This is a genomic window from Streptomyces sp. NPDC006458 (genome assembly GCF_040612135.1).
Taxonomy (GTDB): domain Bacteria; phylum Actinomycetota; class Actinomycetes; order Streptomycetales; family Streptomycetaceae; genus Streptomyces.
Genome location: NZ_JBEXPR010000002.1, coordinates 356,018 through 376,953, shown reverse-complemented (window position 1 = coordinate 376,953; position 20,936 = coordinate 356,018). Strand labels below are relative to the sequence as shown.

The following is a 20,936-nucleotide window of genomic DNA, read 5'->3' as shown; positions in this document are numbered from 1 at the left end:
ACTACCGAGGGCACTGCCGTAGGCGGCGGCCGCCCCGCCGGCGTCATCGATGTCGTCGAGCCCGTCGATCCCCCGGTCGCCCTCCTGCCGCTCGCGGGGGGCCTTGCGCTCGATCAGCTGCCGCACGAGCCGTACGAGTTCGTTCGGTTCGAAAGGCTTGGCGAGGAACGCGTCGACGCCGACGTCGAGGCCGGTCTCCACCTCGTACTGGGTGCACGCGCTGACGATGGCTACAGGGAGGTGCCGGGTCCGCGGGTCGGCGCGCAGCCGAGCGGCGGTCCGCAGACCGTCGAGCCGGGGCATGACGACATCGAGTGTCACGACGTCGGGGCGGACCTGATGGATGACATCCAGACACTCGACACCATCGGCCGCGGTCACGACCTCGATGCCCTCCAGCTCGAGGTTGACCCTGATCAGCTGCCGGATGACCTTGTTGTCGTCCACAACAAGCACCCGGCCCGACGCGCCTGGCACAAGCCGAGAGTAGGTCCAGACCGGCCATCGCGTCCGGCTTTTCCCGACTTCCACCCCCCGCGAGGGACACTCCGCGCCACCCGGAAACCCGTTGATGACCACCCCGATAGAGCTGGTAGTGTTCTACCCGTCGCCGCGAGCAACACGCTCCGCAACCGACACGCCCCCGTAGCTCAGGGGATAGAGCAACGGCCTCCGGAGCCGTGTGCGCAGGTTCGAATCCTGCCGGGGGCACCCGTAATACGGTGCCCGAAGACCCCGTCACTAGCGGAAACGCTGAGTGCGGGGTCTTGGTGTTTATGCAGCCGCATGCCGCTCGAAGCGAGCGTATGTCGGGGTCTGTGGACGAGGCGTGGACGGGATCTTGGAGTCTCCAGGTGTCCAACATCAAGGGGAAGCTTCAGCCAGCCCTATCCAGCAGAGGAGGATGCGTAGCAGGATAGGTAGCATGAGTGAGCCTACCGGCAAGTACTCGATCACCATGCCGCGCGATATCGCCGAAGCCGCCAAGGCCCGCAGTGGCCCCTCCGGACTGTCCGCTTACGTCGCCGCAGCCGTCGCCCGCCAGATCGAACGGGACAACCTCAACGAACTCATCACGGTGGCGGAGGCCGAACACGGCCCCATCACCGACGAAGAGATTCAGGCTCTGCGCGACCAACTCCACCAAGCCCGAGAGCAGCAGACCCAAGGCGGGGCGAACGCCGCGTGACCCCCTCCCCCGCCACCCCCGGCGGCACCCTGGTTCTCGACAGCGAAGGGCTGGCCAAGGCCGTCCTGCGCGACCGTACTGTCACCGGCTGGCTCGCCCTCGCCCGCGCCGACGACCTGCGGGTGATCACTTCCGCAGCCACCCTCGTGGAAGTGATCCACCCACGGATCAATCGCCCAGCGCTGGAATGGACCCTGTCCCGCCTCGTCATCGAACCGGTCACCGAGCCCATCGCCCGTCACGCCGCCGCCCTCCTCGCCGACGTCGGTCTGCACGGCCACAAGTACGCCATCGACGCCATGCTCAGCGCCACGGCGCTGGCTGCCCCCGGACCCGTCACTGTTCTCACCTCTGACCCCGAGGACCTCGCTGCGCTCTGCCACGGGCGCGTCACCGTCATCAAGATCTGAGGGCACACCACCCCGCCTGATCAATGACGATGCCCACGCCCGCATACAGCCGGGCCGGCCTTGAGTCATCGGCCCCCGGAAGCCGGAAACTCGGTATGGGCACACACCCCCGGCCATCAGGACGAGAAGCCGTAGGACCTGCCCGCTCGCCCCGAAACGCCTCCCCATACCGTGGTGCTGACGAGCATCAGACTGAAGTTCGCCACAAGACGACCAAACAGGGCATTTCACTTTCGCGGCGGTCAGCCGCAGTACCGTGCGCTCGTCGAAGCTGACGTGCAGCAGGTGGTCGACCACGCCGTCGATGACTTCCGAGGCGTCCAGGGGCACTTGGTCGGGACGCGCACCATCTCCAGGGGTACGTACGGCTGCGGATCATGTGGCGCCGCCGGGATACGGCAAGATCAGCATGCGTCCCCGGACAGCCGTCTGTCGCGCGCAAGACCGGGGCCGCCGTACAGACGACGGCGACTGGCACGTGGGCCGGACAAGGCGAGCGCGTGTTCCACGAGGGGTGCCGCACGCACCGGGACGCATTGCTTCTCGGTAGGGTTTCCCTGTGACCGAACTCGCTGTCCGCGATGCCCCAACAACCCCTTACGAAGCCTTCCTTGGCACCCAGCAGGGAGAGCCGTCCGCCGCCGCGTGCGAACGCTGGGCGGATGAGCACACCGATGCCCCGGAGGAGCCACGGGCGCTGGTAGACGCCGGATGGCTCACGGTCCGACACGGCGAGGCCGAGGCGGCGCTGTCTCTGTTCCGGCGCGCCGCCGCATGCGACGGCGAGTACCGTCTCGACGCCCACGTCGGCATCGTCGACCAGCTGTACGCGCTGGGCCGCGCGGAGGAGGCCGAGCGCGCCCAAGACGACCTACGGGCTCGCCTCGATACCGAACGCGCCGGGGCGGCGCGGCTTCGGGTCATCAACGACATGATCGAGGCGCTGACTGAGGCCGGGCGGTACGAGAGGGCACTTGAGTGGTGCCAGGCGGGCCTGGACCTCGTCACCGCGGACGACGACAACCCGCAGGCGGTCGAGTACCGGCACGGGCTGCTCATCGACCGCGGCTTCCTACGTGGCGAGTTGGGAATCGAGCTTGACGAGGACGATCTCGCCGCAGAGGCCGAGGCGAACGCCTCCTTCGCGCAGTTCCGGGAGGGACTGCTGGAGACGCTGTCACAGAGGCCGTCGGTGGACGTGCCCGAGGACGGGGAGGCGTTCGACGGGATCGTGCTGCGCTGGGTCCGCGAGGACTTCACCGCCGTCCGCGCCCGCTGGCCGGAGTCGACCGCCCACTACGGCGACGACTACGACACCTACGCGGAGCGGCTGCAGCGCGAAGCGCGCGCGTACAGCGACGCCGGTGCCGCCCATGTCCGTATGGTCAGCGCCACCCTCGCCGAGTTCGAGGCGTACACACGCGGGCAAGCCCGTGACGCGGACGCGGCGGAGACCCGGCGTGCCTTCGGCGAGTGGTACGCCCTGACGGGACATCCCGAGCTTGTCCTGTTGTGGCCGCCGGCGCGCAATGGTCCGTGCTGGTGCGACTCGGGCCGCAAGTACAAGAAGTGCTGCGGTGCACCCACGAAGAACTGACGCCATGGCGGGAAGGCACTTGGGGAGAGTGGGGCTGCTGGTGGGCGCGATACCGGAGCGGGAGCTCGACACGATGGTCGAGGAGGCCACGGTCGATGCTTACGGCGAAGATGAGGAACTGGCCGGGTTCCACGCGGTCCTCACCGACCGGCTCGCGCTGCCCTTCAACACCCGGGTGCTGGGCGTGGACGTAGTGGTGGAGGACCTCGATCTGCGGCCCGGAACTGGAGTGGTGGCGCTGTGCCGCCACAGCGCACACCGGCAGGCGATCGGCTTGCTGGACCTGCCTCTGCCCGACCCTCCACCCCAGGGCTTCGAGTGGATCGAGGCATTCCGCCGCTGGGCACCGTAATGACCGTGCCCCTCCATCGCGCCAACCCGACTCGCACACTTGCATGACATATAGGGCATTTCCCCTTGACGAGGTGCCCAAAGACCCCGCCATCAGCGAGTTCGCTGAGGACGGGGTCTTCGCGTATGTGCAATGCGGGTGCCGTTCGAGATGCCCCGAGTCCATCGGGCAGCAGGGCCGGTTCGCGAGTCCCGTGCTTTCCGCCGAGGCCCCGGCAGGTCTGGGCCGAAGCACGGTCCTGTCACTGGGGAGGAGATCCAGGCTCTGCGCGATCAGCTCCACCAGCCCGCCAGGAGCAGACGCCCGGCAGACCTACCGCCTGGTAGGCGCGTAGTAACCTTGCCCGGCGAGGCGCACGCCTTGGCTTCCGTCGCAGGTGAGAGGGCCTGAAGGTCCTGCCACCGCTGGCCGCCGGAGCCGTGTGCGCAGATGAGGTGCCTGAAGACCCCTGCCGGCCATAGCTGGACGCGGGGTCTTTCTGTACGTGTCCTGGAGAACTGAAGTGCGAATAGGCAAGAGGGCCGCCCACGCGAAGGCGGGCGGGGAGCGGATCGTCGTGCTGGACGGGCTGCGGCTCGTGGCTGCGCTGATGGTCGTCTGCTACCACTACATCGCCTTCGGGGAGGGCTGGGAGGGGTCGCAGGCGCGGCTGTTCCCGGTCGTCTTCCGGCCCTCCGCCTACGGGTGGCTCGGTGTCGAGCTGTTCTTCATGATCAGTGGGTTCGTCATCTGCATGAGCTGCTGGGGGCGGACCCTCCCGGACTTCTTCGTCTCCCGGGTGATCCGGCTGTACCCCGCCTACTGGATCGGCGTGCTCGCCACCACCGCCGTGGCCGCCGTCGTGGCCGGCGGTGTCGACCCGCTGCCCTGGCGCGATGTGCTGGTCAACCTGACCATGCTCCAGTGGCCCATGGGGGTCGACCATGCCGACGGGGTGTACTGGACCCTCTGGGCCGAGCTGCGTTTCTATCTGCTGTTCGCGCTGGTGGTGTGGCGTGGGGTGACCTATCGGCGGGTCGTCGCCTTCTGCTGCCTCTGGGCCACCGCCGCGCTGCTCGCCGGGGGGTACGACATCAGCCCGCTGGACGACCTGCTCGTCGTGCCGCACTGCTGGTTCTTCATCGCCGGACTGGCCTTCTATCTCATGCACCGCTTCGGGCCCGACCTGCTGCTGTGGGGCATCGTGGGTCTGTCCTTCGCCATGGGGCAGCACACCGTGATGCAGACCTGGCGCCGGACGCTGGAGCACGTGGGGCACAACATCCCCGGCTGGGGCGTCACCGTCGTCGTCGCTGTCTTCTACGTCGTGATGGCCGGGGTCGCCCTCGGGTGGTTCCGGCGGGTCGGCTGGCGCTGGCTGCCCGCGGCCGGTGCGCTCACGTACCCGCTGTACCTGCTCCACGAGTCCATCGGCTGGGAGGTCTTCCACCGCTTCCAGGGCTCGGTCGGCCACTGGGTCCTGCTCGGTGCCACCGTCGCCGCCATGCTCGTGCTCTCCCATCTGGTGCACCGCTGGGTGGAGCGGCCCGTCTCGCGGCGGCTCAAGCTCTCCCTCAGGGCGGCTTTCGACAGGGTTCGCGGTGAAGGTGGCTCCGGCGCCCGTTCCGTCTCCTTGCCGTCCCCGTCCCGTCGTTCGAGTCCGGTGCCTCCGGGCTCACGGTCTACGCCCCGGACAACCACGGTCCCGAGGTCGGGGTGAGCGGGACCGGGGGGTCGAGGCGCGGCTGAGGCGGCGGGACGGTCGGGCGTCGGGGCCCAGGCAGACCCTCGTCACGCCGTCCGCTTGCGGGTCGTCGACTTCTTCGCCGCCGTCTTCTTCGCGCTCGTGCCGCTCTTCGCGCTCGTGCTGCTCTTGGCGGTCGAGGTGCTCTTCGCCGTCGACGTGCTCTTCGCCGCGGTCTTCTTCCTGCCGCCCTGCGCCGTCTTCGACGTCGACTTCTTCGCCGAGGCGGCTGTCTTCTTCGCGGCCGTCTTCTTCGCGGCCGTCTTCTTCGCCGCGGTCGACTTCTTGCCGGCCGGCTCCTTCGGCTGGGCGCGGGAGGACGTCCGGCGTTTGGGCAGGTGGGTGACCTCGGCGTCGGCCGGCTGCTCGCCCCGGGACTCCTTCGCCGCGCGGACGCTGCTCTCCAGGGCCGCCATGAGGTCCAGGACCTTGCCGGACTCGGCCGGTTCGAAGGCCTCCGGGAGCGCCTCACCGGAGGCCTTGGCGGTGATGACCTCCTCCAGGGCCTCGCGGTACTCGTCGTGGAGATCGTCGAGGTCGACCTCGCCGAGGGTGTCCATCAGGGCGTCCGCGAGGTCCAGTTCCTTGTCACGGACCGTGACCGAGGAGTCCGGGGCCACCCCCTCGGGGGCGCGGACCTCGTCGGGCCACAGCAGCCCGTGCATGGCGATGGCGTCGTCCACGACTCGCAGCATGCCCAGACGCTCGCGGCCGCGCAGGGCGTACTTGGCGATGGCAACCTTGTTGCTGCGCTTGAGGGCCTCGCGCAGCAGGGTGTACGGCTTCGCCGCGGGCGCGCCGCCCGCGGCCAGGTAGTAGGCCGCGCCCATCTGGAGGGGGTCGATCCGGTCGGCGGGCACGAAGGCGACGATCTCGATGGTGCGGGCCGTCGGGATGGGCAGGTGGGACAGATCCTCGTCGGTGATCGGGACGATCGAGCCGTCCGCGTCCTCGTAGCCCTTGCCGATCTCCGACTGGGTGACCTCGCGCTCCTCCAGCTCGCAGAACTTGCGGTAGCGGATGCGGCCGCCGTCCTCGGTGTGGATCTGGCGGAAGGAGATCGAGTGGCTCTCGGTCGCGTTCACCAGCTTGATGGGGATGCTGACCAGACCGAAGGAGATGGCGCCGTTCCATATCGATCGCACGTGCAGCACCTTTCGAGGCAACGAGGCGATATCGCCCGATTTCGTGTGATTCTCATCGTATGACGCCGATCACGGAGGTGGAGGGACGGCGGCTCGCGCTCAGCAACCTGGAGAAGGTGCTGTATCCGGCGACCGGGTTCACCAAGGGCGAGGTGCTGCACTACTACGCCACGACCGCCGAGGCGCTGCTTCCGCATCTGCGGGACCGGGCGGTCTCCTTCCTGCGCTACCCGGACGGACCCGAGGGACAGGTGTTCTTCACCAAGAACGTGCCCCCGGGTACGCCCGACTGGGTCACCACCTCCGAGGTGCCCCGCTCGGAGGGCCCGGCCCGGATGGTGGTCGTGCAGGACCTGCCGTCGCTGATGTGGGCGGCCAATCTGGTCACCGAGTTCCACACCCACCAATGGCTGGTCGGCTCGCCCGACGAGGCCGACCGGATCGTCTTCGACCTCGACCCCGGGGCGCCCGCCACGATCGTGGACTGCTGCGAGGTCGCCCTGTGGCTGCGCGAGCGCCTCGCCGCCGACGGCATCGAGGCGTACGCCAAGACCTCCGGCTCCAAGGGGCTCCATCTGCTGGCGGGTGTACGGGGTGCCGACTCCGCGCAGGTGTCCGACTACGCCAAGGCGCTCGCGCTGGAGGCGGAGCGGGCCATGCCCCGGCTGGCCCTGCACCGGATGACGCGCAGCCTGCGGCCGGGCAAGGTGTTCGTCGACTGGAGCCAGAACGCCGGGCGCAAGACCACCGCCGCGCCCTACACCCTGCGGGCCCGGCGGGAGCCGACCGTGTCCGCGCCCGTGACCTGGACCGAGATCGAGCGGTGCGGGGCGCCCGAGCAGCTGGTGTTCGGCGCGGCCGACCTAGGGCCCCGGTTGCGGGACCACGGCGATCTGCTGGCGCCGCTGCTCGACGCGGACCTCGCGGGCGAGCTGCCGTAGCTGCCGTAGCTGCCGTAGCTGCCCCCGGCCTACAGCCGCTCCCAGGTGTGCCGGTCCCTGGCCATCGCGTGCAGGGCCTCCACGTCGGCCGGTTTGAGTGCGCCGCCCAGCCGGGCCAGGCCGCCGAGGTCGGCGTCCTCGACGACGCGGACCTCGCGGGACGGGACGGAGACGGTGAGCCGGGCGGTGGGGCCGGCCAGGGCGAGGAGGGGGCGTACCTCGGCGGTCAGGGCGTAGGAGGCCCGGTCCGCCTCCATACGGACGCGGCGCAGCAGGGGGCCCGCCTCCGATCTGCCAACCGTCACCTCCGGGTCGGCGATCAGTACCCGCAGCTTGCGCGCGTACAGGGCGTGGACCGCGAACACGCCGCCCGGCCCGATCGCCAGGTGGTGGATGCGGGCCCCGCCGGGCAGCGGGACCGAGTGCAGGGCGTGCCAGCCGGCCCCGTCCAGCCCGTCCAGCGCCGCCCCCACCGCCTGCTCGGCCAGCAGTGCCCGGCGCCGCGGGTCGTTCCGCAGCCGGTGCGCCGGGCCGGGGTCGCGGTCGAGGGAGACCAGGATGGCCTCGCCGGGGCGGTTGGGCGCCAGGTCGTCGTCCGGGTGCAGGGCGAGCCGGGCCAGCTCGGCGGGGGTCGGCGGCGGAGGCGGCCCCACGGTGACGGGGCCGGTGACGAACGGCCCGAGGGCCTTGAGGACGTCTTCCCGGCGGTCCTCGCCGAGCAGGTTCACCCGGCCGGCCTCCCGGTCGTACCAGGCGAGGGTACGGCCGTCCCTGAGGCAGACGTAGAGCCGCTCACGGCCGAGCCGCCAGGTCGGTACGACGCGCAGTGAGGTCATGCAGCATCACCCCTTCGACCATGGGAACAGGGAGGGTGCTCCAGGGGCAAGAACCCGATTACATTTGAGAGTAGTTGGGCAGGTCCCGGGGTTGGGGAGGCGCCGTTGCGTACCCGTAGGAAGCAACCCGACGTACCCGCTCCGCAGCACCCTTGGAACGAGGTGGTGCCCGGCCTGTGGATGGGCGGGCACGAGTTCCGGGGGCGCGCGGGGCGGCTGGAGAACGCGGTGGTGCGCGACGAGTTCGATCTCGTGCAGACACTGCTGCGGCTGCCGGGCCACGGGCCCGACAGCGGGGTCGAGCACCATGTCTGGCCCATCCCGGACGGGCCGCTGGACGGCACCCAGCTCGCGGGGGTGATCCGGCTGGCCGAGGCGGCGTGCGAGGCGCTGGACGCGGGCCGCCGCGTGCTGGTGCGCTGCTTCCATGGCTACAACCGCTCGGGCCTGGTCGTCGCCCACGCGCTCATCCGCGGGGGTCGTTCGCCCGAGGACGCGATCCGCCTCGTCCGGGCCCGCCGCTCGCCCTGGGCCCTGCACAACGAACTCTTCGAGGACTACCTGCGGGCCGGTCTGCCGACGGCCCGGCTGCTGGAGGAGCTGGCGGAGTAGCCGGGCGGGGTGGAGCGGTTGCGCCCCGCGACGAGACGGGGTGGAGCGGTTGCGTCCCGCAACGAGACGGGGTGGAGGAGGTCCGCGGCGCGTCGGGGCAGGGTGGCCGGGTTTCGCGGCGCGTCGGGGCAGGGCCTCCCGTTCCGCGCCGTGTCAGGGCAGGGGCTCCCGTTCCGGGGCGCGACGGAGCAGGGCCTCCCGTTCCGGGGCGCGCCCGACCGGAGCCGACGAGTTCCCCGGCACGTCCTGCCGGAGCCGACGAGTCCCCGGCACGTCCTGCCGAGGCCGACAAGATGCACGCCACACCCGGCCAGCCCACGGATTGCACGCCGCACCCGGCCGGGGCCCACGGGTTGCACGCCGCACCGGCCGGGGCCGACGAGTTCCCCGGCGCATCGAGTGCGGGGCCCGTCCTTACACGTTAATAAGGTGTACGGGGCCCACCGCCGTCCCGATCAGCAGGAGTCCCGTGCCGCCCCTTCGCCGCCCCTCGCGGGCTCTTCTCGCCGCCTCGGCCGTCGCCGTGCTCGCGCTGGTCAGCGGCTGCGGTGACGCGGACGGGCTGCGCGCGGCCGGGGCGACACCGACCGCGACCGGTCCGGCCCGGCTGTGGCCCGAGCTGGCGCCCGCCTCGTCGCCCGCGTTCGACTTCGACGAGGCGGAGACGAAGGTGATCAAGGGGGTACGGGTCGCGGACGGCATCCGCGACGTCGACCCCGTGGCGATCGTCCGGGCGGAGATCGAGGGCAGCCCCAAGGAGTACGCCGGCGAGAAGGCGACGTACCGCGAGACCGCGCGGCGGATGGCCGACTGCGCGGACGGCGCGGGCCACGGCCGCTGCCCGGTGCTGCGGCCGTACTACCGCGACCTCACCGGCGACGGCCGCGACGAGCTGACCCTGGGCTTCCGGCAGCTGCCGGGGACGCTGACCGCCGTACGCGTGTACACCGTGGAGCGGCACCGGCTGGTGCAGGTCATGCACTACGAGGACGCGCTGAGCCGGGTCGAGCTGGCCGGGCACTCGGTGATCGTCCGGTCGCCCTCGGAGGTCGCCGGGTACGAGTACCGGTTGCAGTGGACCTGGGACCCGGACCAGAAGGCGATGCTGCTGACCCAGGACGAGATGCTGCGCATCGGGGAGGGGTCCACCGCCCCGACACCCTCGCGCTCGGCCGTCTCCCCTTCGCCTTCCTCGTCCCCGTACCCGTCCTCGTCCTCGTCCTCCTCCCCGACCTCGTCCCCTTCCCCTTCCCTCATGTCCTCGCGCTCGGCGACGCCCCCCGCGGCCTCCAGCCCGGCGGCCACCCGATGAGGCTCACCCCGCCCGGCACGCTCGCCGCGAAGACGGCCGTGTTCATCACGGTGATGTGCTGCGCCCTGGCCGCGCTGCTCGGCGTACTGGTCCATGTGTCGGTGACCAACCAGACCGTCGGCCAGGCCCGCGAGCTGGCGCTCGACCGGCTGGAGCAGGCGGCGGAGGCCTACGAGACCGGGGACACGCCGATGCCCGGCGCGGGGGTGGACCCCGAGGGGCTGCCCGCGCGGCTGCGGGCGCTCGCGGCGGGCGGGGAGCGCGGCACGATGGTCGCCGACCACCGCGGCCGGCCCACGATGTGGGCGGCGGGCCCGGCCGACGCCGGGCGGGCGCTGGCCGTCCAGGTCGACTACTCGCAGCAGGCCCGCACCATCGACGGCCTGGACCGGGCGATCCTGTGGTCCTCCATGCTGGCCATCGGGGCGACCCTGCTGGTCGGCGCGCTCGCGGTGCAGCGGGTGACCCGGCGGCTGCACGCCACCGCGCGGGTGGCCCGCCGGATCAGCGCCGGTGACCTGGACGCGCGGGTGCACGACCGCCGCTCCCAGGACCCGGGGCGCCCGCAGGACGAGGTGGCCGCGGTGGCCGCCGCGCTGGACTCCATGGCGGCCTCGCTCCAGGGCAAGCTGCTGGCCGAGCAGCGTTTCACCGCGGACGTCGCCCACGAGCTGCGCACCCCGCTGACCGGGCTGCACGCGGCGGCGGAGCTGCTGCCGCCGGGCAGGCCGACGGAGCTGGTGCGCGACCGGGTGGCGGCCCTGCGCACACTGACCGAGGACCTGCTGGAGATCTCCCGGCTGGACACCGGGCGGGAGCGGCTGGACCTGGAGACCCTGGAGCTGAGCGCGCTGGCCGGGCGGGTGGTGCGGGGCGCGGGCGACGCGACCGAGGTGCGGATCGTCCGGGACGTGACCGTGGAGACCGATCGGCGGCGGCTGGAGCGGGTGCTCGGCAATCTGGTGGCCAACGCGCACCGGCACGGGCGGGGTCCCGTCGAACTGACCGTTGACGGGCCGGTCGTGACCGTGCGCGACCACGGGGACGGGTATCCCGAGTACCTCGTCGAGCACGGACCCCAGCGGTTCCGGACCGAGGGGGGTTCGCGGGGGCACGGCCTCGGGCTGACCATCGCGCTGGGGCAGGCGGAGGTGCTGGGGGCGCGGCTCGGGTTCTCCAACGCGGCCGACGGCGGGGCCGTCGCCCTGCTGCGGCTGCCCGAAGAGGCGGTTGCTCACCTGGCTCACTAACGCGTGCGGGTCCTGGGCGTGGCTCCTAACGTGGCGATTAGTCAGCTTTCGTCTGCTTCATGGAGGTCCACATGTCCCTGCGCTCCCGCCTCGTCATATCCCTGACCGCCGCCGCCCTCGCCGCCACGGCCGCCGCCACTCCCGCCGTGGCGAAGGACGACCCGGGCGGGAACGGAAACTCCAGCCAGAGCGGCAACGCGAACCAGAACGGTAATTCCAACCAGACCGGCAACTGGACCCAGAACGGCAACCCCAACCCGAACGGCAACGCCAGCCAGAACGGGAACTCCAGCCAGAGCGGCAACTGGACCCCGAACGGCAACGCCAGTCAGAACGGCAACGCCAACCCGAACGGCAACGCCAGTCAGAACGGGAACTCCAGCCAGAGCGGCAACTGGGCCCAGAACGGGAACGCCAACCCGAACGGGAACACCAACCCGAACGGGAACACCAACCAGAGCGGCAACGCCAACCAGAACGGGAACACCAACCAGACCGGCAACGCCAACCAGAGCGGAAACTCCAACCAGACCGGCAACTCCAACCAGACCGGCAACTGGTCCCAGAACCAGAACGGCAACTGGAGCCAGGGCCAGAACAGTCAGGCCCAGAACAACCAGACCCAGGGCACCCAAGCACAGAGCAACCAGACCCAGAACACCCAGGCACAGAGCAGCCCGACCCTGTACCAGGGCGTGGTGACCGCGAGCACGCTGCTGCTGCGCAGTGCGCCGAACCGCGGCAGCCAGGTCATCCGAACGGTCCAACAGGGCCAGATCGTGTCGATCTACTGCAAGACCACGGGCGAGACCGTCGACGGCAACTCGCTCTGGTACCTGCTCCCCGACGGCACCTGGGCCTGGGGGTCGGCGCGGTACATCGACAACATCGGGCCCGCGCCACGCTGGTGCTGACCGGCCACGGACGCCCCGCCGACCGCAGGACTCATCCGGCGCGTAAGACTCATAGGGCTCATAGGGCTCATAAGGAGTCCTGTTTGGGTAAGTTCCGGACATGACGAAGGCCGGAACCGGAACCGTCGCGACGGCTGCGGACGCGCCCGCTCCGGCGGTGCGCCTCCCCCGGCGCCGGGGCGTCGAACTCGCCCTCATCGTCCTCGCGGTCCTGCTGTCGGTGTACGGCTACTGCGCCGTGGGTCTGGCCAGGACCGGCACCGTCCCGCCCGGCGCCGCCGGTTACGGCGCCGGGCTGGGCGTGCTCGCCCTGCTGGCGCATCTGGCGGTGCGGCTGCGCGCCCCGTACGCCGATCCGCTGCTGCTGCCTATCGCGGTGCTGCTCAACGGGCTGGGCCTGGTGCTGATCTACCGGCTGGACCTGCAGACGCCGGGCGACCGGGCCGCCCCCACCCAGTTGGTGTGGTCCACCCTCGGGGTGGCGCTGTTCATCGTCGTCGTCGCGGCCCTGCGCGACCACCGGGTGCTCCAGCGGTACGCGTACGTGTGCGTGGCCGCCGCTCTCGGGCTGCTCGTGCTGCCGATCCTCTTCCCGGCCGTCAACGGCGCCCGCATCTGGATCCGGATCGCCGGGTTCTCCATCCAGCCGGGCGAGTTCGCGAAGGTGCTGCTGGCGGTGTTCTTCGCCGCGTATCTGGCCGCCAACCGCAGCGCGCTGGCGTACGCGGGCCGCCGGGTGTGGTTCGTGCAGCTGCCCACCGGGCGCGTCCTGGGGCCGATCGTCACCATCTGGCTGCTGAGCGTCGGGGTGCTGGTCCTGGAACGCGACCTGGGGACCTCGCTGCTGTTCTTCGGCCTGTTCGTGGTCATGCTGTACGTCGCCACCGGCCGCACCGGCTGGATCGCGGTCGGGCTGCTGCTGGCGGCGCTCGGCGCGGCGGCCGTGGGCTGGCTGGAACCGCATGTGCACAGCAGGATCGAGGACTGGCTGCACCCGTTCGCCTCGATCGAGGCGGGCGACGGGCCCAACCAGCTCTCCCAGTCGCTGTTCGCCTTCGCCGCGGGCGGGGTGCTGGGCACCGGCCTGGGCCTCGGGCACTCCGTGCTGATCGGCTTCGCCGCCAAGTCGGACTTCATCCTGGCGACCGCCGGGGAGGAACTGGGCCTCGCCGGACTGTCCGCGATCTTCCTGCTGTACGGCCTGCTGGTGGAGCGCGGCTACCGGGCCGGGCTCGCGCTGCGCGAGCCGTTCGGGCGGCTGCTCGCCGTCGGGCTCGCCTCCATCGTGGCGCTGCAGGTGTTCGTCATCGCGGGCGGGGTGACCGGGCTGATCCCGCTGACCGGCATGGCGATGCCGTTCCTCGCGCAGGGCGGCTCCTCGGTGGTCACCAACTGGGCGATCACCGCGCTGCTGATCCGGGTCAGCGACTCGGCCCGCCGCCAGTACGACGGGCAGGAGGCCGGATGACCCGCCACATCCGGCACGCCGCCGTGTTCTGCGCGCTGCTGCTGGTGGCGCTGCTGGTCAACGCCACCCGCCTCCAGGTCGTCCAGGCCCAGCGCTACGACGACAGCCCGGCCAACCGGCGTGAGGTCATCGCCCGTTACGGCCGGCCGCGCGGCGACATCCTGGTCGACGGCCGCCCGGTCACCGGCTCACTGGACACCCAGGAGCAGCTGCGGCACGAACGCACCTACGACAACGGCCCGCTGTACGCCCCGGTGACCGGCTTCGCCTCGCAGAAGTACGGCACGAGCCTGCTGGAGCACGCCGAGGACCCGGTGCTGTCCGGCACGGACCCGATGCTGACGCCGTTCCCGCTGTGGAACGCGCTGACGCGGGCGCGCCCTCCGGGCGGCGACGTGGTCACGACGCTCAACGACGCGGCGCAAAGGGCGGCGTACGACGGGCTCGACGGCCGCAAGGGGGCTGTGGCGGCGATCGAGCCGGCGACCGGGCGGATCCTGGCGCTGGTGTCGACGCCGTCGTACGACCCGACGGTGCTCTCGGGCAACGGGCCCGACGCGACGGACGCGTGGGCGCGGCTGAACGGGGACCGGGAGAAGCCGATGCTGAACCGGGCGGTGGGGCAGACCTATCCGCCGGGGTCGACGTTCAAGGTGGTCACGGCGGCGGCGGCGCTGGACGCGGGGGTGGTCACGGATGTCGACGAGGCGACCGACTCGCCCGCCCCGTACACCCTGCCGGGGACGACGACGTCGCTGACGAACGAGTCGGAGGGCTGCGAGGACGCGCCGCTGCGGGTGGCGTTCATGTGGTCCTGCAACACGGTGTTCGCCAAGCTCGGGGCGGAGGTGGGCGTGGAGCGGATGACGGCGACGGCGGCGTCGTTCGGCTTCAACGACACCGGGTTGCGCATCCCGTTCACGGCGGCCCCGAGCACCTTCGACACCACGGTCGACAGGGCGCAGCTCGCGCTGTCGTCGATCGGGCAGTACAACACGCGGGCCACACCGTTGCAGATGGCGATGGTGGCGGCGGCGGTGGCGAACGGGGGGCAGCTGCGGACGCCGTACCTGGTGGACCGGACGACCACGGCGGACGGTACGACGGTGTCCACGCCGGTGGCGCGGCCGGTGCGTCAGGCGATGCATCCGGCGACGGCTGTGCGGCTGCGGGAGCTGATGCGGGACGTGGTGGAGGAGGGCACCGGCACCAACGCGGCGATCCCGGGGGCGATCGTGGGCGGCAAGACCGGCACGGCCCAGCACGGGATCGGCAACTCCGGTACCCCGTACGCCTGGTTCGTCTCCTGGGCGCAGGGTGTGCGGGACCTGGAGCCGAAGGTGGCGGTCGCGGTGGTGGTGGAGGACGGGTCGGTGGACCGGGAGTACATCACGGGCGGCGGTATGGCGGCGCCGATCGCGCGGGCGGTGATGGAGGAGGTACTGAACTCGCCGCCGGGCCGGACGGGTTGACACCCGGTCCGGCCCGGCCCGGCGGTCGGGGTCACACCGTGGCGGCCTGGGAGGGAAGTTCCTGGACGAGCGCGGCGGGCAGCGCCACGAAGGCGCTCACGCCCGTGCCGTGGGTGGGGCGCAGTTCCACATGGGCGCCGAGACGGGAGGCGAGGGCGCCCACGACGTGGTGACCGAGGGTGAGGGCTGCGCCCGTCCGGCGGGGGCCGAGGACGGTGTCCGAGGCGCCATCGCGGCCGGAGAGGACCTCGTTGGCCTCGGCCATGCGCGGCGGGGACATCCCGGCGCCGCGGTCGACGACGGCGATGCAGTACTCGCCCGCGTCGCGCCAGCCGTAGACCTCGACGTGCTGTTGGGGCGGGCTGAACACCAGCGCGTTCTCCACCAGTTCGGCGAGCAGATGGGACAGCTCGGCGACACAGTGCCCGCGGATGCCGCACTGCTCGATGTCGGCGGCGACCACCCGCCGGTACTGCTCCACCTCCGACACGGCCGAGCGCACCACGTCGGTGACGGCGACGGTGCCCTCCCAGGAGCGGGCCGGGGACTCCTCGCCGGCCAGGACGAGCAGCGACTCGGCGTTGCGGAGCATGCGGGTGGCGAGGTGGTCGAGTTCGAACAGCTCGGCGAGGGCGGCGGGGTCGAGCTCCTGGCTCTCCAGGGTGGTGATCAGGCCGAGCTGGCGGTTGAGCAGGCTCTGGTTGCGGCGGCCGAGACCGGCCAGGGACTGGGTGCTGGTGCGCCGCAGCACGGCCTGTTCGACGGCGAGGCCGACGGCGGTGTGCTCGACGTTGCGCAGGGCGGCGGCGAGCCGCCTGATCTCGCGTGCGGCGCCGGGTAGCGCGGATGGTTCGGGCCGGTCGGGCCCGGCGTTGTCGGGGGCGGCCTCCTGGATGCGGCGTACGGCAGCGGGCAACCGGGTCCCGGCCACCGCGTCGGCCTCGTCGGCGAGGGCGCCGAGGGGCCGGGTGATGGAACGGGCCGAGAACACGGCCAGCGCGGCGACCACGGCGAGGATCAGCGCGCCGAGGGCGAGGAAGCCGTAGAGCTCGCCGGTGGCGTCGGACCCGGTGTCCGCGGCCCGGCCGCGGACGTCGTCGCCGATGTCCTTCTGCACCGCGTGCAGGTCGTCGACGAGGGTCGTCATGTCCGCCCACCACCGGGCGGGGTCGACCTCCAGGGCGGAGCCGTCGGCCCCGCGCTCGGCCCGGGCCTCGTAGTCGGTGACGCGTCGGGCGGCGGCGGTGGCGAAGGCGTCGTCGAGTGCGGACTCCTGTGAACTGCCCGCGAGTTGGCGGAACTGGGAAAGGGCCGCGACGCGCGTGGCGCGTACCTCGGTGAAGGCGAGGTACTCGCCGGAGCGGAACCGGCCTGCGGCGAACACCCCGTTGAGGGAGCCGCGTTCGAGGGCCACGGCCTCGGTGGCGCGGGCGAGCGCCTGGAGTGCCTGTGCGCCGCGCGCGATGCCCCGGTCGCCGTCGGGGACCCCGGCGGACTCGGCGTCGATGAGGGCGGTGACGGCCGTGGTGTAGGCGCGCAGGGTGGCGGTGCGGTCGGCGGTACCGGCGTCGACGGCGGTCCGGGTGGAGGTGAGGGCGGCGAGCGGGACGTCGGCGTCCCGCAGGGCGGACACGGCGGCGCCTGGCAGGTCGCCGCTCTCGTCCTGGAGCAGGGCGCGCAGCGTCCGCCGGGTCTCGTCGGTGCGTTCGCGCTGGGCGGTCACGTCGTCGCGGTACTCCTCGGCGCCGCCGAGCAGCCCGTTGGTGAGGCCGCGCTCGCGCTGCACCTCGCGGACGAGGTCCTGCACGCGCAGCAGGACCCCGACATGGGTCTCGGTCCCCCGGGCGGCGGACCACGCGGCGGCGCGGTCGGCGACGCCCAGGCCGACGAGGGTGAGCAGGAGGCAGGTCGGGACGGCCAAAACGATGGCCACGCGGCCGCGGATGGAGTTCCAGCCGGGAAGGGTGTGCGACCTGAGGGCAGTGGACCGCAGGGCGGTCATAACGTTCGCCGTCATGCTCGACGAATCTACGAGCCTGCCGGTCAGGAGGGGTTTCCCGGTCGTAAGGCGCCTGTGCACTCGCCCTCACCGCGCGGCCGGGCGGGCTGTGAGAGGGGGACATGTGCGCGCGTACCGAGCGGGGCCGGGTCCACTAGTGCCCCGGCAGGCAGCGTTTGCCCGTCAAGGAGCGGCGTCCGGCGCGTGCTCTCGGTGTGCCGGGTGCAGGCCCTCGTACTGGATGTACTTGGGTCTGTGCCCGGTGCGGCGAGAGGGCGTGCCGGGCGTCGCGACGGGGCGAACGTTGCCTGTCGGGGCACTAGTTCGCGCGCGAGGGATTGACGGGCTTGCTGACAGGCAGTCTCATAAGACTCCTGACCGGCGGGTAACCGCCACGCCCCCGTACGACGAGGTGGATCAGCCATGACGACCCTGACGGAAGCCGACGCGCTCGACGGGCTGCGCGACGCGCTCGGTCTGCTCAAGGACCGGGAGCAGGTGGCCGAGCGGCTGCTCGCCTCCTCCGCCAAGCACTCCTTCGACCCGGACGAGGAACTGGACTGGGACGCGCCCTTCGAGGAGGGCAAGTGGTTCTGGCCGCCGGAGCTGGTGTCGCTGTACGGCACGCCGATGTGGCAGCGGATGAGCGAGGAGCAGCGGATCCTGCTCTCCCGGCACGAGGCCGCCGCACTGGCCTCGCTGGGCATCTGGTTCGAGATCATCCTGATGCAGCTGCTGTGCCGCCACATCTACGACAAGGCCGCCACGAGCGCCCACGTCCGCTACGCCCTCACAGAGATCGAGGACGAGTGCCGCCACTCCAGGATGTTCGCCCGGCTGATCAGCCGCGGCGGCACCCCCTGGTACCCGGTCAGCCGGGTCCACCAGAACCTCGGCCGCCTGTTCAAGACGATCTCCACCACGCCCGGCTCCTTCACGGCCACGCTGCTCGGCGAGGAGGTCCTGGACTGGATGCAGCGGCTGACGTTCCCCGACGAGCGGGTCCAGACGCTCGTGCGCGGTGTCACCCGCATCCACGTCGTGGAGGAGGCCCGGCACGTGCGCTACGCCCGTGAGGAGCTGCGCCGCCAGATGCTGACGGCTCCCCGGTGGTCCCAGGAGTTCACCCGCGTCACCTCCGGGGAGTTCGCCCGGGTGTTCTCCGTGGCCTTCGTGAACCCCGAGGTCTACACGAACGTGGGCCTGGACAAGCGGGAGGCCATGGCGCAGGTCAAGGCCAGCGGGCACCGCCGCGAGATCATGCAGAACGGGGCCAGGCGGCTGACCGACTTCCTGGACGACATCGGCGTGCTCAGGGGTGCCGGCCGCCGGCTGTGGAAGTCGTCGGGACTGCTGGCCTGAGGGGCGGGGGCGGGCGACGGGCGGGCCCCGGCGGCCGGGCCCGGCCGGACGAACCGGCGGCCGGTCCTGCCCCGAGCCTGCGTCACACCCCGGCGGCTACCCTGCACCCATGACCCCCTCCGCCCCCGCCTACCGCCGCCTCAGCGTCGAGGAGCGCCGCAGCCAGCTCCTCGAAGCCGCGCTCTCCCTCTTCGCGCACCGCGCGCCCGAGGACGTCTCGCTGGACGACGTCGCGGAGGTGGCGGGAGTGTCCCGGCCGCTGGTGTACCGGTACTTCCCGGGCGGCAAGCAGCAGCTGTACGAGGCCGCGCTGCGGTCCGCCGCCGAGGAGCTGCGGAACTGCTTCGACGAGCCCCGTGTCGGCCCGACCCCGCCCCGGCTCGCCCGCGCCCTGGACCGGTACCTGGCGTTCGTCGACCAGCACGACGCCGGGTTCAGCGCCCTGCTCCAGGGCGGCAGCGTGGTGGAGACCTCCCGTACGACGGCCATCGTGGACGGCGTACGGCGCGCCGCGGCCGAGCACATCCTCAGCCACCTGGGGGCCACCGACCCCGGGCCCCGGCTGCGGATGACCGTCCGGACCTGGATCACGGCCGTGGAGGCGGCCTCGCTGATCTGGCTCGACGAGGGCAAGCAGCCGCCCGCGGAGGAGCTGCGGGACTGGCTGGTCGAGCAGTTCTTCGCGATGCTCACGGTGACCGCCCGCAGGGACGCGCGCACCGAGGCGGTCGTCGCCGCGCTCACCGGCTCGGATGACTGACACTTGAGCCGTGAAGAGTGAAGACACCCCGTTCGAGGGCGGGCCGCTGGACGGCCGCGTGCTGCCGGTCCTGCTCGGTATGACGGGGCACCCGCCCAAGACGTACCGCGTCCCCGTGCCCGACCCGGCCGGAGGCGGCCCGACCGTGCTGGTCTACCGGCGCGTACCGCGTGGCGAGGGCCCGCACATCGGGCTGCGCGACCGCTGGAAGTACGCCTACGACCCGCGGGGCGACCAGAGCGGCGGCCGGCGGAAGTGGCCCTGGCCGAGGCCACACGCCACGCCGGGCGGCAAACCGGACGACACCCACGGGTGACGGTCTTACGCCGCCTCGCCGACACCCGGCGCGCGAACCCCCGAAGACCCGTCCCATGCTCGCGGTGCGGAGCGAGACCGCTCCCCACCGGAGGTGATGACGTGTCAGGAAGGCTTCTGCGACTGGTCTGCACGGCGGCGGTGGCGGCCCAGGCCGTCCTCGCGGCCGCTCCCGCGACGGCCGTCCCGAAACCGGACCCCGTCACCGCGGACCGCCCGGTGGCAGAGCTGCTGACGGACCTTCAGCGGCTGTACCGGGAGGCCGAGAAGGCGACCGAGACCTACAACGCCACCGAGGAACGGCTGAAGCGCCAGCGCGCCGAGGTCACCCGGCTCGACGGCGAACTGGCCCGCGCCCGCCTCTCGCTGCACGACAGCCGGGGCGCCGCCGGACGGCTGGCCCGCCAGCAGTACCAGAACAGCACGGACATCTCGCCGTACGTACGGCTGCTGCTGGCCCGCGACCCGCAGCAGGCGCTCGACCAGGGCCATGTGATCGGCCGGCTCGCCCGGGGCCGCGCCGAGACGGTCGGCCGGCTCACCGGCACCGAACGCAGGGCCGACGAACTGGCCCGCAAGGCGCGCCGCGCACTGGACCGCCAGCTCACCCTGGCCGCCGACCGCGGGAAGCAGCGCGACGACGTGACCGGCCGCCTGGACGACGTGGAGGAGCTTCTCGCCTCCCTCACGTCCGAACAGCTCACCGCCCTGGCCGACTTCGAGAAGCAGGACATCGACCGGGCCCAGCAGGAGGTGATGTCCGCCCCGGGCGCCCCGAGCACCTCCCTGGAGCCCACCCGGGCGGGCGACGCGGCCCTGCGGTACGCCGTGCAGCAGATCGGCAAGCCGTACGAATGGGGCGCCGAGGGCCCGGGCACCTACGACTGCTCGGGCCTGACCTCCCAGGCCTGGGCGAGCGCGGGCACCTCCATCCCCCGCACCAGCCAGGAACAGTGGGCCCAGCTCCCCCACATCCCCCTGAGCGAGCTACGCCCCGGCGACCTGGTCATCTACCACCCCGACGCCACCCATGTCGCCCTCTACCTGGGCGAAGGCATGATCGTCCACGCCCCGAGAACGGGAGAACGCGTCACAGTGGCGCCCATCGCCTCACTCCCGATCCTGGGAGCGGTGACCCCCCAAGGCCAACGCCCATAGGACGACCTCCTCAGCAACCCGCAAACGCGCACCCTTAAAGGAGGCCCGGGAACGTACGCCCTTTAAGGGGCGCGGGGAACTGCGCGAACACCCACGACGAACCCGAGGCCGCCCACCACCC

Annotated in this window: 19 protein-coding genes, 1 tRNA gene and 1 pseudogene; 17 read left to right on the top strand and 4 right to left on the bottom strand. The window is 71.8% G+C overall.

Features of this window, described 5'->3' with window-relative positions; all coding sequences use genetic code 11:
* Positions 1–531: response regulator (locus ABZZ79_RS04980; RefSeq protein WP_356686678.1), on the bottom strand; the 531-nt coding region annotated here is incomplete at its 3' end.
* Positions 532–639: 108 nt separating this feature from the next.
* Between ABZZ79_RS04980 and ABZZ79_RS04975 the strand changes: the two genes are divergently transcribed.
* The 6 genes from ABZZ79_RS04975 (at position 640) to ABZZ79_RS04950 (ending at position 5,247) form a co-directional block, all read left to right on the top strand.
* Positions 640–711, top strand: a tRNA-Arg gene (locus ABZZ79_RS04975).
* 214 nt (positions 712–925) lie between these two features.
* Positions 926–1,189 carry a CopG family transcriptional regulator gene (locus tag ABZZ79_RS04970; protein WP_319347539.1) on the top strand — a complete coding sequence of 88 codons (264 nt, stop codon included), beginning with the start codon at positions 926–928 and terminating at the stop codon, positions 1,187–1,189.
* The gene (locus ABZZ79_RS04965; RefSeq protein ID WP_356686538.1) at positions 1,186–1,599 is read left to right on the top strand and encodes a PIN domain-containing protein; all 414 of its coding nucleotides are present in this window, start codon (positions 1,186–1,188) and stop codon (positions 1,597–1,599) included. The genes ABZZ79_RS04970 and ABZZ79_RS04965 overlap by 4 nt, the downstream gene beginning before the upstream one ends.
* 559 nt (positions 1,600–2,158) lie before the next feature.
* Positions 2,159–3,196 (top strand): SEC-C domain-containing protein, encoded by a 1,038-nt coding sequence (locus ABZZ79_RS04960; protein WP_356686536.1) that lies wholly within the window; start codon positions 2,159–2,161, stop codon positions 3,194–3,196.
* A 4-nt stretch (positions 3,197–3,200) separates the two neighbouring features.
* Positions 3,201–3,548 (top strand): hypothetical protein, encoded by a 348-nt coding sequence (locus ABZZ79_RS04955; RefSeq protein ID WP_356686534.1) that lies wholly within the window; start codon positions 3,201–3,203, stop codon positions 3,546–3,548.
* A 502-nt stretch (positions 3,549–4,050) separates the two neighbouring features.
* Positions 4,051–5,247, top strand: a complete 1,197-nt coding sequence (locus ABZZ79_RS04950; RefSeq protein WP_356686532.1) for an acyltransferase — start codon at positions 4,051–4,053, stop codon at positions 5,245–5,247.
* Between the two features lie 71 nt (positions 5,248–5,318).
* Here the strand turns inward: ABZZ79_RS04950 and ABZZ79_RS04945 are convergent, their stop codons facing one another.
* The gene (locus tag ABZZ79_RS04945; protein WP_356686530.1) at positions 5,319–6,416 is read right to left on the bottom strand and encodes a Ku protein; all 1,098 of its coding nucleotides are present in this window, start codon (positions 6,414–6,416) and stop codon (positions 5,319–5,321) included.
* A gap of 59 nt (positions 6,417–6,475) precedes the next feature.
* Between ABZZ79_RS04945 and ligD the strand changes: the two genes are divergently transcribed.
* Entirely contained in the window at positions 6,476–7,357 is an 882-nt protein-coding gene (gene ligD, locus ABZZ79_RS04940) for a non-homologous end-joining DNA ligase (protein ID WP_356686527.1), read from the top strand.
* 29 nt (positions 7,358–7,386) lie between these two features.
* Here ligD and ABZZ79_RS04935 read toward each other — a convergent pair whose 3' ends face one another.
* Entirely contained in the window at positions 7,387–8,193 is an 807-nt protein-coding gene (locus ABZZ79_RS04935) for a nuclease-related domain-containing protein (RefSeq protein WP_356686525.1), read from the bottom strand.
* A gap of 105 nt (positions 8,194–8,298) precedes the next feature.
* Between ABZZ79_RS04935 and ABZZ79_RS04930 the strand changes: the two genes are divergently transcribed.
* The 6 genes and pseudogenes from ABZZ79_RS04930 (at position 8,299) to ABZZ79_RS04905 (ending at position 15,221) form a co-directional block, all read left to right on the top strand.
* Entirely contained in the window at positions 8,299–8,805 is a 507-nt protein-coding gene (locus ABZZ79_RS04930; protein WP_356686523.1) for a protein phosphatase, read from the top strand.
* Between the two features lie 469 nt (positions 8,806–9,274).
* Positions 9,275–10,117 (top strand): hypothetical protein, encoded by an 843-nt coding sequence (locus tag ABZZ79_RS04925; RefSeq protein WP_356686521.1) that lies wholly within the window; start codon positions 9,275–9,277, stop codon positions 10,115–10,117.
* Complete coding sequence (locus tag ABZZ79_RS04920; RefSeq protein ID WP_356686519.1) at positions 10,114–11,367, top strand: ATP-binding protein; 1,254 nt, start codon at positions 10,114–10,116, stop codon at positions 11,365–11,367. Before ABZZ79_RS04925 ends, ABZZ79_RS04920 begins: the two co-directional genes overlap by 4 nt.
* 686 nt (positions 11,368–12,053) lie before the next feature.
* Positions 12,054–12,281, top strand: a pseudogene (locus ABZZ79_RS04915) (SH3 domain-containing protein); the annotation flags it as partial.
* 100 nt (positions 12,282–12,381) lie between these two features.
* Complete coding sequence (locus tag ABZZ79_RS04910; RefSeq protein ID WP_356686517.1) at positions 12,382–13,749, top strand: FtsW/RodA/SpoVE family cell cycle protein; 1,368 nt, start codon at positions 12,382–12,384, stop codon at positions 13,747–13,749.
* Positions 13,746–15,221 (top strand): penicillin-binding protein 2, encoded by a 1,476-nt coding sequence (locus tag ABZZ79_RS04905; protein WP_356686515.1) that lies wholly within the window; start codon positions 13,746–13,748, stop codon positions 15,219–15,221. The genes ABZZ79_RS04910 and ABZZ79_RS04905 overlap by 4 nt, the downstream gene beginning before the upstream one ends.
* A gap of 31 nt (positions 15,222–15,252) precedes the next feature.
* Here ABZZ79_RS04905 and ABZZ79_RS04900 read toward each other — a convergent pair whose 3' ends face one another.
* On the bottom strand, positions 15,253–17,238 hold the full coding sequence (locus ABZZ79_RS04900) for a nitrate- and nitrite sensing domain-containing protein (RefSeq protein ID WP_356686513.1): 1,986 nt from the start codon (positions 17,236–17,238) through the stop codon (positions 15,253–15,255).
* Between the two features lie 405 nt (positions 17,239–17,643).
* Here ABZZ79_RS04900 and ABZZ79_RS04895 point away from each other — a divergent pair, with 405 nt between their 5' ends.
* The 4 genes from ABZZ79_RS04895 to ABZZ79_RS04880 all read left to right on the top strand — a co-directional run bounded on the left by ABZZ79_RS04895 (position 17,644) and on the right by ABZZ79_RS04880 (position 20,815).
* Positions 17,644–18,582 carry a diiron oxygenase gene (locus tag ABZZ79_RS04895; RefSeq protein WP_356686511.1) on the top strand — a complete coding sequence of 313 codons (939 nt, stop codon included), beginning with the start codon at positions 17,644–17,646 and terminating at the stop codon, positions 18,580–18,582.
* A 109-nt stretch (positions 18,583–18,691) separates the two neighbouring features.
* Entirely contained in the window at positions 18,692–19,342 is a 651-nt protein-coding gene (locus ABZZ79_RS04890; RefSeq protein WP_356686509.1) for a TetR/AcrR family transcriptional regulator, read from the top strand.
* A 10-nt stretch (positions 19,343–19,352) separates the two neighbouring features.
* Positions 19,353–19,658: a hypothetical protein gene (locus ABZZ79_RS04885; protein WP_356686507.1), complete on the top strand. Its 306-nt coding sequence runs from the start codon at positions 19,353–19,355 to the stop codon at positions 19,656–19,658.
* A gap of 101 nt (positions 19,659–19,759) precedes the next feature.
* Positions 19,760–20,815 carry a C40 family peptidase gene (locus ABZZ79_RS04880; protein ID WP_356686505.1) on the top strand — a complete coding sequence of 352 codons (1,056 nt, stop codon included), beginning with the start codon at positions 19,760–19,762 and terminating at the stop codon, positions 20,813–20,815.
* Positions 20,816–20,936 lie beyond the last annotated feature (121 nt).

What these genes read in the sequence shown, in the direction of transcription:
- ABZZ79_RS04970 (WP_319347539.1), top strand. Translation starts at nt 926, where the DNA reads ATGAGTGAGCCTACCGGCAAGTACTCGATCACCATGCCGCGCGATATC.
- ABZZ79_RS04955 (WP_356686534.1), top strand. Translation starts at nt 3,201, where the DNA reads ATGGCGGGAAGGCACTTGGGGAGAGTGGGGCTGCTGGTGGGCGCGATA.
- ligD (WP_356686527.1), top strand. Translation starts at nt 6,476, where the DNA reads ATGACGCCGATCACGGAGGTGGAGGGACGGCGGCTCGCGCTCAGCAAC.
- ABZZ79_RS04935 (WP_356686525.1), bottom strand. Translation starts at nt 8,193, where the DNA reads ATGACCTCACTGCGCGTCGTACCGACCTGGCGGCTCGGCCGTGAGCGG.
- ABZZ79_RS04920 (WP_356686519.1), top strand. Translation starts at nt 10,114, where the DNA reads ATGAGGCTCACCCCGCCCGGCACGCTCGCCGCGAAGACGGCCGTGTTC.
- ABZZ79_RS04910 (WP_356686517.1), top strand. Translation starts at nt 12,382, where the DNA reads ATGACGAAGGCCGGAACCGGAACCGTCGCGACGGCTGCGGACGCGCCC.
- ABZZ79_RS04905 (WP_356686515.1), top strand. Translation starts at nt 13,746, where the DNA reads ATGACCCGCCACATCCGGCACGCCGCCGTGTTCTGCGCGCTGCTGCTG.
- ABZZ79_RS04900 (WP_356686513.1), bottom strand. Translation starts at nt 17,238, where the DNA reads ATGACGGCGAACGTTATGACCGCCCTGCGGTCCACTGCCCTCAGGTCG.
- ABZZ79_RS04895 (WP_356686511.1), top strand. Translation starts at nt 17,644, where the DNA reads ATGACGACCCTGACGGAAGCCGACGCGCTCGACGGGCTGCGCGACGCG.
- ABZZ79_RS04890 (WP_356686509.1), top strand. Translation starts at nt 18,692, where the DNA reads ATGACCCCCTCCGCCCCCGCCTACCGCCGCCTCAGCGTCGAGGAGCGC.